This window comes from Streptomyces sp. NPDC001848 (genome assembly GCF_042891915.1).
Lineage (GTDB): Bacteria > Actinomycetota > Actinomycetes > Streptomycetales > Streptomycetaceae > Streptomyces.
The window spans coordinates 391,455-404,035 of record NZ_JBIATP010000005.1; the positions used below are offsets into that span (position 1 = coordinate 391,455).

General features: G+C 70.6%; 8 protein-coding genes and 3 pseudogenes. 5 read left to right on the forward strand and 6 right to left on the reverse strand.

The window, feature by feature from the left end:
• Positions 1-19: 19 nt before the first annotated feature.
• Together ACFYZJ_RS13105 and ACFYZJ_RS13110 are read right to left on the reverse strand one after the other, a co-directional pair.
• A complete protein-coding gene (locus ACFYZJ_RS13105; RefSeq protein WP_388566449.1) occupies positions 20-739 on the reverse strand; it encodes a 4'-phosphopantetheinyl transferase in 720 nt (239 codons plus the stop codon).
• Complete coding sequence (locus ACFYZJ_RS13110) at positions 684-1,592, reverse strand: metallophosphoesterase family protein (RefSeq protein WP_388566452.1); 909 nt, start codon at positions 1,590-1,592, stop codon at positions 684-686. Before ACFYZJ_RS13110 ends, ACFYZJ_RS13105 begins: the two co-directional genes overlap by 56 nt.
• Positions 1,593-1,924: 332 nt before the next feature.
• Here ACFYZJ_RS13110 and ACFYZJ_RS13115 point away from each other — a divergent pair, with 332 nt between their 5' ends.
• Together ACFYZJ_RS13115 and ACFYZJ_RS13120 are read left to right on the forward strand one after the other, a co-directional pair.
• A complete protein-coding gene (locus tag ACFYZJ_RS13115; RefSeq protein ID WP_388566454.1) occupies positions 1,925-3,046 on the forward strand; it encodes an ATP-grasp domain-containing protein in 1,122 nt (373 codons plus the stop codon).
• Between the two features lie 156 nt (positions 3,047-3,202).
• Positions 3,203-4,891: a carbohydrate binding domain-containing protein gene (locus ACFYZJ_RS13120; RefSeq protein ID WP_388566456.1), complete on the forward strand. Its 1,689-nt coding sequence runs from the start codon at positions 3,203-3,205 to the stop codon at positions 4,889-4,891.
• Between the two features lie 48 nt (positions 4,892-4,939).
• Here ACFYZJ_RS13120 and ACFYZJ_RS13125 read toward each other — a convergent pair whose 3' ends face one another.
• Genes ACFYZJ_RS13125 through ACFYZJ_RS13140 form a run of 4 tightly spaced genes read right to left on the reverse strand, consistent with a single transcriptional unit; the run spans position 4,940 to position 11,394 of the window.
• The gene (locus ACFYZJ_RS13125; RefSeq protein ID WP_388566458.1) at positions 4,940-6,190 is read right to left on the reverse strand and encodes an alpha-L-fucosidase; all 1,251 of its coding nucleotides are present in this window, start codon (positions 6,188-6,190) and stop codon (positions 4,940-4,942) included.
• A gap of 3 nt (positions 6,191-6,193) precedes the next feature.
• Entirely contained in the window at positions 6,194-9,238 is a 3,045-nt protein-coding gene (locus tag ACFYZJ_RS13130; RefSeq protein ID WP_388566460.1) for an alpha-mannosidase, read from the reverse strand.
• 57 nt (positions 9,239-9,295) lie between these two features.
• A complete protein-coding gene (locus ACFYZJ_RS13135) occupies positions 9,296-10,633 on the reverse strand; it encodes a 6-phospho-beta-glucosidase (protein ID WP_388566462.1) in 1,338 nt (445 codons plus the stop codon).
• Positions 10,630-11,394, reverse strand: coding sequence for a DeoR/GlpR family DNA-binding transcription regulator (locus tag ACFYZJ_RS13140; RefSeq protein WP_388566674.1), 765 nt, complete (start codon positions 11,392-11,394; stop codon positions 10,630-10,632). The genes ACFYZJ_RS13135 and ACFYZJ_RS13140 overlap by 4 nt, the downstream gene beginning before the upstream one ends.
• Before the next feature lie 128 nt (positions 11,395-11,522).
• Here ACFYZJ_RS13140 and ACFYZJ_RS13145 point away from each other — a divergent pair.
• The 3 pseudogenes from ACFYZJ_RS13145 to ACFYZJ_RS13155 all read left to right on the forward strand — a co-directional run.
• Positions 11,523-11,636 (forward strand): annotated as a pseudogene (locus ACFYZJ_RS13145) (carbohydrate kinase family protein); the annotation flags it as partial.
• A pseudogene (locus ACFYZJ_RS13150) lies at positions 11,637-12,065 on the forward strand (beta-galactosidase); the annotation flags it as partial. It abuts the pseudogene before it with no gap.
• Positions 11,974-12,576, forward strand: a pseudogene (locus ACFYZJ_RS13155) (hypothetical protein); the annotation flags it as partial. The pseudogenes ACFYZJ_RS13150 and ACFYZJ_RS13155, both read left to right, overlap by 92 nt.
• Between the last annotated feature and the right edge of the window lie 5 nt (positions 12,577-12,581).

Below are 12,581 nucleotides of genomic sequence, written 5' to 3' on the forward strand. Positions count from 1 at the left end.
GACGAACCGGGTGGACGACTCAGAAGTGGTGCACGACGACGGCCGTCGCGAGCAGACCCCCGCGTACGGTCCAGCGACCGTCGAAGGCCTCGACCCGGCGGCCGTCGACCAGCGGCCCCGGCACCAAAAGCCGCGCCCGGAAGCCGCCGGAGGCGGCCGAGGCGGTCAGGGAGTCCGCCGAGTTCGTGACCTGGGGGGCGGCGCCGGGGTCGATCTCCACGTCGGCCTCGAGAAAGTCGAGCCACTTGCCGGTCAGGGGGAACCACGCCTTGTAGACGGACTCCTTGGCGCTGAACAGCAGCCGGTCCCAGTGGACGGAAGGGTGGCTGTGGGAAAGGCCCGCCAGCCGGGTCCGCTCGGTGGGCAGGGCCACCGCGTCCAGCACGCCGTCGGGCAGCCGGTCGTGGGGTTCGGCGTCGATGCCGAGCGAGGCGAGTTCCCCGGCCCGGACCAGTGCGGCGGCACAGTAGCCGTCGCAGTGCGTCATGCTGCCGATCAGCCCGTCCGGCCAGCGCGGTGCGCCGCGCTCGCCGGGCAGGACCGGCTGCGGCGGCACGCCGAGCTTTTCCATGGCGTGCCGTGCGCAGCCCCGTACGGCGGTGAACTCGCGGCGCCGCTTGTCCACCGCTCGCGCTATGACCGCTTCTTCTTCGGGGTAGAGGCTGACGTCGTCGCCGAGCGCGTCACGGCCGTGCGCCTCCACGACCGCGACCGGACCCGGAAGCAGCTCCTCGATCACCTGCTTGCTCCTCCATCGGCAGAATGCGGCGCAGCTCCCCGGGCGGCTGCGGGCGCGGCCCCCATTCGCGGGGGTAGCCCAGGGACACCTCTTCGAAGCGGACGCCGTCGTGGTGGGTGGTCCGCGGAATGTGCAGATGGCCGTAGACCATGCACGCCACCGGGAAGCGACGGTGCCAGTCGGCGGTCAGGCGGGTGCCGCACCACATGGCGAACTCGGGGTAGCGCAGGATGTCCGTCGGGTGCCGGTCCAGCGGGTAGTGGTTCACCAGCACCACGGGGAGATCGCCGGGGATCTCCGTCAGCCTGCGCTCGGTTTCGGCCACCCGGGCCCGGCACCACGCCTCGCGACTGGGATACGGGTCGGGGTGCAGCAGGTACTCGTCGGTGCACACGATGCCGGTGCCGTGCGCGTAGGCGAGTCCCTGCTCCTTGGTCGCGCATCCCGCCGGCAGGAACGAGTAGTCGTACAGGAGGAACAGCGGGGCGACGACCGCCGGACCGCCCGGCCCCTCCCAGACCGGGTAGGGGTCCTCGGGTGTCGTCACGCCCAGCTCGCGGCACACGGCCACCAGGTGTTCGTACCGTTCGACTCCGCGCAGGGTGACGGTGTCCCTCTGGTGGGTCCACAGCTCGTGGTTGCCGGGCGCCCAGATCACCTTGCGGAATCGGCCGGCGAGCAGTTCCAGGGCCCAGCGGATGTCGGCGACGGTCTCGGCCACGTCACCCGCGACCAGCAGCCAGTCCTCGTCCGAGGTGGGCCGCATTCGCTCGACCAGGGAGCGGTTCTCGGCGTATCCGACGTGCAGGTCGCTGATGGCGAGCAGGCGTCCACGGCCGTCCGTCGACTCCACTGACGCCCCTTTCGAGAACCGAATTGGCTCCACAAGACCACATCGGGCCACGGACGGACAAGAGCGACCCGCGGCCGGCCCCCGACCCTGGCCGAAACAGCATGCATGGGGTGCTCAGGAGTCCTGGAACACAGCCCTCGCCGCCTGAACAAGGCCCGGGGAAAATCCGTAACACGCGCGTAGCAGTGGTGGCGCCCGGAAGGGCCTATGATCGCCCCAGCACATCCGCCGCGGACGCCGCAGAAGCGTACGGCGGTTCGGTGCACCTCCCTCTCCCCTGGCCGGGCACGGCCTGCTTCGCCCTGCCCGCACAACCGTGAAAGGCGGCCTGCATGGTCTCTCGCGTACGCGTCTGGCTCAACCGCACGTACGCGGAGAACGTGTTCTTCATGGATCAGCTGCGGAGAAATCCCAGCGACCGGGCCGTCGAGATCCACGCCACGCACGGCGACCCCGACTCGCCCGTCCTGGCCGCCGCGGACACCGCCGATCTGGAGCCGGAGGGCCTGTCCCCGGCCGCGTACGTCGAGTACGCCCTCGACCAGTGCGCACGACGTGGCATCGATGTCTTCGTGCCCCGGCTGCACCAGGAGGCGATCGTCGCGCACTGCGCCGAGTTCGAGTCGGCCGGTACGGCGCTGCTCGCGCCGACCACCGAGGCGGTCGCGGTCTTTCAGGACAAGGCGACGGCGTACCAGGCCGTGGAGTCGATCGGGGTGCCGGTGCCGCCTTGGCGACGGGTGACCGACGCTGAGGAACTCGCCGCCGCGGTCGAGGAGTTGGAGGCCGCCGGGCACAGGGCGTGCTTCAAGCCGGCGGCGGGGGCGGGCGGTGTCGGCTTCCGCGTCATCACGCGCGCCCCGTTCTCACTCGCGCACCTGAGCGGCTTCCCGAGCCCGTACGTGCCGCTCGACCTGGTCGTGCGGGCGGTGCGGGAGGCCGGGGAGCCGGTGGACTGGCTGGTGATGCCGCGCCTGGAGGAACCCGAGGTGTCGGTCGACTGCCTGACCGGACGGGACAACCGGATCCGTATGGCGGTGGGCCGTACGAAGAACGGCCGTCGGCGCGGATTCACGCTGCACGAGAAGTGGCTGGAGCCGGCGCGGCGCCTCGCGGAGGGGTTCGGGTTGCACTTCCTGTCCAACATCCAGTTCCGGATGTTCGGCGACGAGCCGGTGCTGCTGGATGTCAACACGCGCCCCGCGGGCGGGCTGCACCAGCTGTCGCTGTGCGGGATCAACGCCCCTTGGGCGGCCGTGCAGTTGGCGCTCGGCGAGGATCCGGGGCAGGTTGTCCCGCCCTTCCTGGGGACGGACTACTCGGTGGTGGCCGGGCCACGTCCGGTGCGCGCGGTTTCGGTGCCGCAGCAGCGTGCGGAGGAGCGGGCTCCGGTGTTGCCCGCGGTGCCGGTCGACTCCGTCGCGGTTTCCGCGGGTGAGGTCCTGCCTCTTTAGAGCTCCGAACAGAAGTGGGCGCCCCCTGGGCGCCGGACCGGTCTGGACCAATCTTCCCGCACCCCCTTGACACCAGGATTGGTCCATACCAACTTTGTTGCGCACCCTTCTGCACTCCCCTGCACTCCCGAACCCCACTTCTTTCAGGGAGATCGCGTGCGCACAGCTCTCAGACGTTCCAGACGTGCCTTCTTCGCCCTCATAGGCTCCGCCGCCCTCGCCCTGGCCGGGGCGGTCGCCCTTCCCGGGACCGCCCACGCGGCCAACATCCTGTCCAACCCGGGCTTCGAGTCCGGCGGTCTCACGCCCTGGACCTGTACCGGCAACCTGGGCTCGGTCGTCTCCAGTCCCGTTCACAGCGGCTCCAAGGCCCTTGCCGGAGCGGTGAGTTCGAGCGACGACGCCCAGTGCAGCCAGACCGTCTCGGTGCAGCCGAACACCACCTACACCCTCAGCGGCTGGGTCCGCGGTTCCTACGTGTACCTCGGCGTCGACGGCGGCGCGTCCACCTGGACGACGTCCCCGTCGGCGTACAGCCAGCTCACTGTCTCCTTCACCACCGGCGCCTCCCAGACCAGCGCCACGATCTACGTCCACGGCTGGTACGCGCAGGGCACCTACTACGCCGACGACATCAGCCTGGACGGGCCGGGCGGCGGCGGTGGCGGTGGCGACACGCAGGCGCCGACCGCGCCGACGGGGCTGACCTCCACAGGCAAGACGTCGTCGAGCGTGTCACTGAAGTGGAACGCCTCCACCGACAACGTGGGCGTCACGGCGTACGACATCTACAGCGGCTCCAACCAACTGCTGAGCGTCTCCGGTACGTCCGCCACCGTCAGCGGCCTCTCGTCCGGCACGAGTTACACCTTCACCGTCAAGGCACGGGACGCGGCCGGGAACGTCTCCGGGCCGTCCAACGCCGTGACCGTGACGACGGACGCCGGCAGCGGCGGCGGAGGCGGCTTCACGCAGGCGGCACCGTACCTGTACGAGGGCTGGGGCGACCCGCCGAGCCCGGCCACGGTGATGAGCGCGACCGGCATCAAGTGGTTCACCATGGCGTTCGTACTGGACTCCGGCGGCTGCACGCCCGCCTGGGACGGCAGCCGGCCGCTGACCGGTGGCGCCGACCAGAGCGCCATCAACGCCGTCCGCTCGGCGGGCGGTGACATCGTCCCGTCGTTCGGCGGCTGGCAGGGCAGCAAGCTCGGCGCCAACTGCTCCTCCGCGAGCGCGCTCGCCGGGGCCCTGCAGAAGGTGATCGACGCCTATGGCCTGAAGGCGATCGACATGGACATCGAGAACTCGGACGAATTCGAGAACGAGGCCGTCCAGGCGAAGATCCTCACCGCGCTGAAGACCGTCAAGGCGAACAACCCGGGCCTGAAGACGATCGTCACCTTCGGCACCTCGACGACCGGCCCGACCTACTACGGCAACCGGCTCATCGAGCAGGCGCAGTCGCTGAACGCGAACATCGACGTGTTCACGATCATGCCGTTCGACTTCGGTGGTGGCTCCGACATGTACGGGAACACCGTGAACGCGGCCGAGGGCCTGAAGGCCAAGCTGAAGTCCACGTTCGGCTGGGACGACGCGACCGCGTACTCCCACATCGGCATCTCCGGCATGAACGGCCTGTCCGACCAGCAGGAGAACACCACCCCGGCGATCTGGACCCAGATCCGCGACTGGGCGAACTCCCACCACATCGCCCGGCTCGCCTTCTGGTCGGTCAACCGCGACCGGCCCTGCCCGGGCGGCGGCGTGGTGAGCAACTGCTCCGGCATCAGCCAGAGCGACTGGCAGTTCACGTCCATCACGGCCGGATTCACCGGCTGAGACCACCGACCGGCGGCCGGTCCCACGAGGGCCGGCCGCCTCGGCGGGTCAGAACCGGCCCGACCCCCGGTACAGCTCCAACTCCCCGTCCAGTTCGACGGCGAGGACGGTGGCGTACGGGTCGAGGTCGGCCGCGGCGGGCGGATCGACCCAGAGCACGCCGACCGCCTCGTGCAGTCCGCCGACGACCCGGTGACCGAGCTCGGTCCCGGTGCCGAGCACACTGACCCTGCGGACCTTCGTCGCCAGGCCCCGGACGCCGATCTCGGCGCGCGGGATGTCGAACAGCGTGAGGTAGAGGGTACGGCGGTCGGCGGAGAGGGTGCTGGGTCCGTGGTGGTGCCCGGCAGGAAGACCGCGCACCGTCCCGTAGACCGCCTCCGCGTGCTTCCGGATCCACTCCCCCAGCCCTTCCAGGCGCTCGACCTGGGGCCGCGGGATGGTGCCGTCCTCCATGGGGCCGACGTCGAGCAGCAGGTTGCCGCCTGCGCCGATCGTCTCGGTGAAGTAGCGGATCAGCTGGGACAGCGACTTGTGGTTGTGGTCGTGGTGCTGGTACCCCCATGAGTCGTTGATCGTCAGGCACAGCTCCCAGGGACCCTCCGGCGGCACGATGGGGGCACCCTGCTCCGGCGTCGCGTAGTCGCCCTCGCTGAGCATGCGGGCGTTGAAGACGACATCGGGCACGTACGACCGGATGAGCGCGGCGAGTTCGGGGATGCGCCACTGCTCCTCGCTGCGGTCCCACTCGCCGTCGAACCACATCAGGTCGGGCCGGTAGCGGGCGGCGAGCTCACGGACCTGGCCGTCCCGGTAGGCGATGAACCGCTCCCAGGCCTGGAGGTCCTCGTCCTCGGCCGCGACCTCGGAGTACCGGTTGTCCTCCAGCTCCGGCGGGCGGCCGGGCTTGCGCGTGGAGGCGTAGTCGGGGTGGTTCCAGTCGGAGTGCGAGTAGTAGAGGCCGACCTTGAGGCCCTTCTCGCGCAGGGCCTCGGCGTAGGGGCCGATGTAGTCCCTGCCGAGGTCGAGGTCGCCGTACCGCGTGTCCCACAGGGCCACGCCGTCGTGGTGCCGACTCGTCAGCACGGCGTACTTGGCGCCGGCGCGGGCGAACAGGTCCGCCCACGCCTTCGGGTCGTACTTGGCGCCGGTGAAGCGCTCAAGCTGTGCCATGTACTGGTCGTGCGGCACGATGCCGTCGTAGAACGACCAGGACTCCTGGACCCCGTCGACGGCGTAGATGCCCCAGTGGACGAAGATCCCCAACTTGGCGTCGAGGAACCAGGGTTGCATGGCCACGGGTCAGCCCCTCCGCAGGCGGAGCGTCAGGATCTGGAAGGGCCGCAGGGTGACGGGGACACCGCCGTCGACGATCTCCGCGTCCTCCAGCGGGCGCTCCAGCAGATCCGTCACCTGGGCGCCGGCGAGCGGGAAGCCCGTGCGCAGCACGCCTGCGGCGCGGCCGCCCCGGGACTCGTAGAGCCGTACGACGATGTCACCGGACTCGTCGTCGGCGAGTTTCACGGCCTCCACGGTGACGCCCTCGCCGTCCACGGAGACGACCGGCTCCGGCGCGCCCGCCGCATCGGCCAGCCGCAGCGGGAGGTTGAGGGCGTAGCCCTCGGCCACCGCGTCGTCGATCGTGGCGCCCGGCAGAAGGGAGTAGGTGAAGCGGTGGCGGCCCTGGTCGGCGCCCGGGTCGGGGACCCGCGGGGCGCGGACCAGGCTGAGGCGGACCGTGGTCGTCGTACCGCCGTCGTCCCTCACCGTGCGGGAGACGTCGTGGCCGTAGGTCGAGTCGTTGATGACCGCGACGCCGTAGCCGGGCTCGGCGATGTGCACCCAGCGGTGGCCGGAGACCTCGAAACGGGCCGCCTCCCAGCTGGTGTTGGTGTGCGTGGGCCGCTGGATGTGGCCGAACTGGATCTCCGCGGAGGAGTGCGGGGCGCGGATGTCGACCGGGAAGCCCGCCTTCAGGAACTTCTCCGCCTCGTGCCAGTCGATGTCCGTCTCGAAGTCGATACGGGGGCTGCCGGCGCGGAGCGTGATCGTCTGCGTGATCTTCGAGCCCTTGCCGAAGCTGCGCTCCACGCGGATCGAGCCGAGCAGCGGGTCCTCGTCGACGACCGTGACGGAATCGGCGTCCAACAGGTCCGTGTAGCGGTTCCGGTAGTGCTTGTCGACGTCCCAGGCGTCCCAGCAGTTCGGGAGGTCGGTGTGCAGACGGAGGAGGTTGCCCTTGTCGGCCAGGACTTCACGGCCACCGGCCCGCAGGTCGCGTACGGACGCCAGCGTGCCGTCCTCGGCCACCTCGACCCGTACCAGGCCGTTGTCGAGCACACGGCCGCTCACCGTGACGGGCTGCGGGGGTTCGGCGACCGCGACCGGCGCACTGCCGCCCGCCGGCACCTCCACGTACGTCGGCACGCCCGTGGCCGTGCGGATGACCTCGGCGCGGTCGAACGGGCTGGTGTTGAAGACACGGGTGCCACCCTCGCCCAGCGCGGCGACCGCCTCGGCCGTCAGCTCCTCCAGTTCCCGGGCGACGCGGGCGTACTCGGCCTCGGCCTCGCGGTGCACCCAGGCGATCGAGGAGCCCGGCAGGATGTCGTGGAACTGGTGCAGCAGGACCGTCTTCCACAGCCGGTCGAGCTTCGCGTACGGGTACGCGTAGCCCGGCGCGTGCAGTGCGGCCGTCGTCGCCCACAGCTCGGCCTCGCGCAGCCGGTGCTCGCTGCGTCGGTTGCCCTGCTTGGTGCGGGCCTGGGAGGTGTAGGTGGCCCGGTGCAGCTCCAGGTACAGCTCGCCGACCCAGACCGGGGCGTCGGGGTACTCCGCGCGGGCCTTGGCGAAGAACGCGTCGGGGTGCTCGATCTCGACCTTCGGGGAGCCCTCCAGGTCCTTCAGCCGGCGTGCCCGTTCCATGATCTCGCGGGTGGGGCCGCCACCGCCGTCGCCCCAGCCGAAGGGGGCCAGCGAGCGCGTCGCGCCGCCCTTCTCCGAGTAGTTGCGCACGGCCCGGGCCATCTCCTCGCCGCTGAAGCGGGCGTTGTAGGTGTCGACCGGCGGGAAGTGGGTGAAGATGCGGGTGCCGTCGATGCCCTCCCACCAGAAGGTGTGGTGGGGGAACTTGTTCGTCTGGTTCCAGGAGATCTTCTGGGTGAGGAACCACTCGTTGCCGGCGAGCCTCGCGAGCTGCGGGTAGGCCGCCGTGTAGCCGAAGGAGTCCGGCAGCCAGACGCCCTTGGTCTCCACGCCGAAGTGCTCGATGAAGAACCGCTTGCCGTGGATCAGCTGGCGGGCCAGGGCCTCGCCGCCGGGCAGGTTGCCGTCGGCCTCCACCCACATGCCGCCGACCGGCGCCCACTGGCCCTTCTTCACCGACTCCTGGATGCGGGCCCACACGTGCGGGTGGTTGTCGCGCACCCACTCGTACTGCTGGGCCTGGGAGCAGGCGAAGACGAACTCCTCGTACTCGTCGGCCAGGGACGTGACGTTGGAGAAGGTGCGGGAGGTCTTGCGCTTGGTCTCGCGGATCGGCCACAGCCAGGCGGAGTCGATGTGCGCGTGGCCGACGCCGGAGATGATGTGCGCGCTGGCGTGCGCGGGCTTGGCGAGGACGGGCTTCAGCGCCTGGCGTACGGAGGCGGCCGAGCCGGAGATGTCGTCCAGGTCGAGCAGGTCCATCGCCCGGTCGAGGGTGTGCATGATCTCGTGCCGGCGCGGGTCGTGCTCGCCGAGCTGCAGCATCAGCTCGCGCAGCACCTGGATGTCGAGGTCGAGGTGCCAGACCTCCTCGTCGAGGATGGCGATGTCGGCGCGCCGGAAGGTGTAGAGGGGCTTGTCCCCGGCCGTGAGCACGTCGCCGAGCGGGGTGGGGGCCGCGAAGTCGTTCGCGAGGATGTCCGGGTTGGAGGCGGCCTCGACAAGGTAGTCGATCTCCTCGCCGCCGACGGCCGGGTGGGCGATCGGCACGTACTGGTTGAGCGGGTTGACGGCCTTCAGCGGCCGGCCGTCGGTCAGGTGCACCAGGGCCTCGGCCTGGTTGCCGGGCCAGTCGCCCACGAAGCCGAGGTCGATGACGGCCTCGACGCGCTTCCCGGCCCACGCGGTGGGCACCTGCCCGCGCATCCGGAACCAGGTGGTGCCCCACGGCGGGCCCCAGGGGGTGCCCATCGCGAACGGCGCGTACGGCGCGGCGGCGGCCTCGGCGAACGGGACCGGCTCCCCCGGGGCCTGCCAGGCCTCCACCGCTAGGGGGACCGTGGCGGCGTAGATCGCGGTCTTGATGCGCTGGTCGTGGAGGCGCTGGACGCGCTCCTCGATCCGGCGGCGTTCGTCGTGCATGAGGTGTCTCCAGGTGAGCGGGGACCGAGCGAGGGGAAAGCGCTTACTCAGAGGTGCTCACTTAAGGTACGCGAGCCCAGAGTGCACCGATGTGTAGCCCTCGACCAGCCTGCGGGCCACGTTCACGGAGTCGACCAGCGGATGCAGGGCGAACGCCTTGACGGCCGTCGCACGGTCGCCGGACGCGGCGGCGGCGAGCACCTCGCGCTCGACCGCCTTGACCGCGCAGACCAGACCGGTGGCGTGGCCGGGCAGCGGGTCGACGGCGACCGGGTGCGCGCCGTTCACGTCGACCAGGCAGGGGACCTCGATCACGGCCTCGGTGTCGAGGACGGACAGGGTGCCCCGGTTGCGGACGTTGAGGATCAGGGTGGTGCGCTCGTCCCGGGCGATGGCCCGCATCAGGGCGAGGGCGACCTTCTCGTAGCCGCCGGACAGGTCGTCGGCCTCGCGCTCGCCCGCGCCCGCGGTCTCGCGGTTCTCGGCCATGTAGGTCGCCTCCCGCTCGGCGCGGGTGCGTTCCCAGGCCTGGAGGGCGGAGGTGTCCGACCGGGTGGCCTCCTGGTAGAAGTGGGCCTGCTGGTCGCGCAGGAAGGCGCCGCGGGTCTTCTCCGCTTGCTGGTAGACGCGGACGGCCTCGCGGTTGAAGTAGTAGTAGTGCAGATACTCGTTGGGGATCGCGCCGAGCGACTGCAGCCACTCCACCCCGAAGAGCTTGCCCTCCTCGAAGGAGCCGAGCAGGTCGGGGTCGGCGAGCAGGCGCGGGAGCTCGTCGCGGCCGGCGATGCGCAGGCCGCGTACCCAGCCGAGGTGGTTGAGGCCGACGTAGTCGATCCACGCCTCCTTCGGGTTCGCGCCGAGCACACGGGCGATACGGCGGCCGAGGCCGACCGGTGAGTCGCAGATGCCGATGACGCGGTCGCCGAGGTGGCGGGACATGGCCTCCGTGACGAGCCCCGCGGGGTTGGTGAAGTTGATGACCCAGGCGTCGGGGGCGAGCCGGGCCACCCGCCGGGCGATGTCGACGGCGACCGGGACCGTGCGCAGACCGTAGGCGATGCCGCCGGCGCCGACCGTCTCCTGGCCGAGGACGCCCTCCGCGAGGGCCACCCGCTCGTCGTTCGCCCTGCCCTCGAGGCCGCCGACGCGGATCGCGGAGAAGACGAAGTCGGCGCCGCGCAGGGCCTCGTCGAGGTCGGTGGTGGCGGTGACCTCGGGCGCGTCGGGCACCCCCGCCGCCTGCTCGGCCAGTACCCGGGTCACCGCGGACAGTCGGTCCGCGTCGAGGTCGTGCAGCACGACCCGGGTGACCCGGCCCTCGGCGCGGTCCGCGAGGAGCGCCCCGTACACGAGCGGCACCCGGAACCCGCCACCGCCCAGAATCGTCAGCTTCACGCTTGCACCTCTCCTGCCACGATCACCTCGACGCCCGCCTCTCCGAGCGAGGAGCGGGTCGCCGCGTTCACCGCCGCGTCCGTCACCACCACGTCCAGGTCCTCGGGACCGCAGACCTTCGCCATCCCCGTACCCGGGAACTTCGCCGAGTCGGCGAGCAGGACGACCCGGTCGCTCGCCTTGATCATGGCTCGCTTGACCGGCACCTCGACGACCGTCGTGTCCATCACCTGCCCACCGGGCCGGACCCCGCTGGTGCCGAGGAAGAGCCAGTCGGCGTGCAGCTGGCGCAGGTTGTCCTCGGTGAGGAAGCCGACCAGGGAGCGGTACTCGCGGCGGACCATGCCGCCGAGCAGCACCAGCTCGATGCCCTCGTCGTCGGCGAGTTCCTCGTAGACGACCAGGTTGCTGGTGATCACGGTGAGCCGACGGCCGTGCAGCCGGCGGGCCAGGCGGTAGGCGGTGGTGCCGATGTCGAGCAGCACCGACTGTCCGTCCGTGACCATCTCGGCGGCGCGCGCGGCTATCGCGTCCTTCTCGGGCACGCGCACCTCGGTGACCTCGGCGAAGGGCTGGTCGCCCTCCTCGACGACCGCGCCGCCGTGCACCCGCGTGAGCAACCCGTCCTCCTCCAGCTTGACGAGATCGCGCCGGATGGTGGCCGGGCTCACACCGAGCTGCTCGGAGAGATCGGTCACTGACGCGGGGCCGCCGGAGCGCAGGGCCCGCAGGATGAGTTGGTGTCGTCGTTCCGCCAGCACGCCGTGAACACTACTCGTCATCTTCAATCATTTCTATGCTCACTTCTGCTTGAGTATTGACCAATCTCGTCGAGCAGCGCACGATTCCGTGCACCGAGTTTGAGCGGTTCTGACGAGAGGACGTACGCGTGGCCGACGACCGGCCCGAGGTCCTGCTGACCGGGCTGCTCTTCTACGACCTCGGCCTCACGGGCCTGGGCAAGCCACCGACGCCGGGCGAGGAGATCTGGACGACGGGCATGCTGTCCCTGTTGCGGGCGCCCACCGACAACGACGAACTGGGCGGTATGGCGCTGCGCTGGCGGGCCTGGGGGCTCGACACGCTGGTCCGCAAGGTCGTGTCGGTACGGCGGGACGGCGGCCTGGTGACCGTGGACGCGGAGTACGACGGCACCGTCGGGGTCGTGCGGCACCGGCAGGTGTTCACACCGGTCTAGGGCGGCGTCCGGGTCGACGAAGAGGCCGAGCTGCCCGAGGAGTTCGACGATGTGGCGCGGGTCGGGTCGGTGTTCGAGACGACGCCGGGCCTCGATCTGCTGGAGTGGTTCGGGCAGGGCCCCTGGGAGTCGTACCCCGACCGCAGCGCGGGCGCCCCGGTCGGCCATCACTCCGAACGCGGCCGGAAACGAGGTGCGTCTGCACCTGACGAACTACCAGAACCGCTACTTCGGCGGCGCGGCGATGATCCGCCTCTACCACTTCGACCTGGACGGGAACGTCATCGACGTGGAGACGGTCTCGCCGTGGATCCTCGGCCGGGCCGTGAAGGGGCTGAACGAGCTGGAGCGGCAGGAGATCGAACTCAGTGGGGACGCCGACCGGTTCCCGGTCGAGATCGACTTCACGGAGCGCTTCTCCGGCTTCGACCCGGTACCGGCCCGTCCCGCCCGACCTGCATCGAAGATGCTGATACCGGGCACGGTCGCCTACTGGCGCTTCGAGTCGCCCGTCTCCGGCACCGTCCGCGACCTGTCCGGCCGCGGCAACGACCTCTACGTGGAGGGCTGCCCGGTCGTCCGCAATCCGAGGTCCGCCGCGGTCGGGATCACCTCCGTGGGGCTGCCGTGGCTGCTCGGCGGATACGAGTACGCCGGGAAGATCGACCAGATCCTGCACGGCCGTCTCGGCGACGTGCGGATCGTCGAACGGGCGCTGCCCGTCACGTCGTTCATGAACCACTGACCGCG

Excerpts from the sequence above, each read along its gene's own strand:
- ACFYZJ_RS13115 (WP_388566454.1), top strand. The coding sequence starts at position 1,925 with ATGGTCTCTCGCGTACGCGTCTGGCTCAACCGCACGTACGCGGAGAAC.
- ACFYZJ_RS13130 (WP_388566460.1), bottom strand. The coding sequence starts at position 9,238 with ATGCACGACGAACGCCGCCGGATCGAGGAGCGCGTCCAGCGCCTCCAC.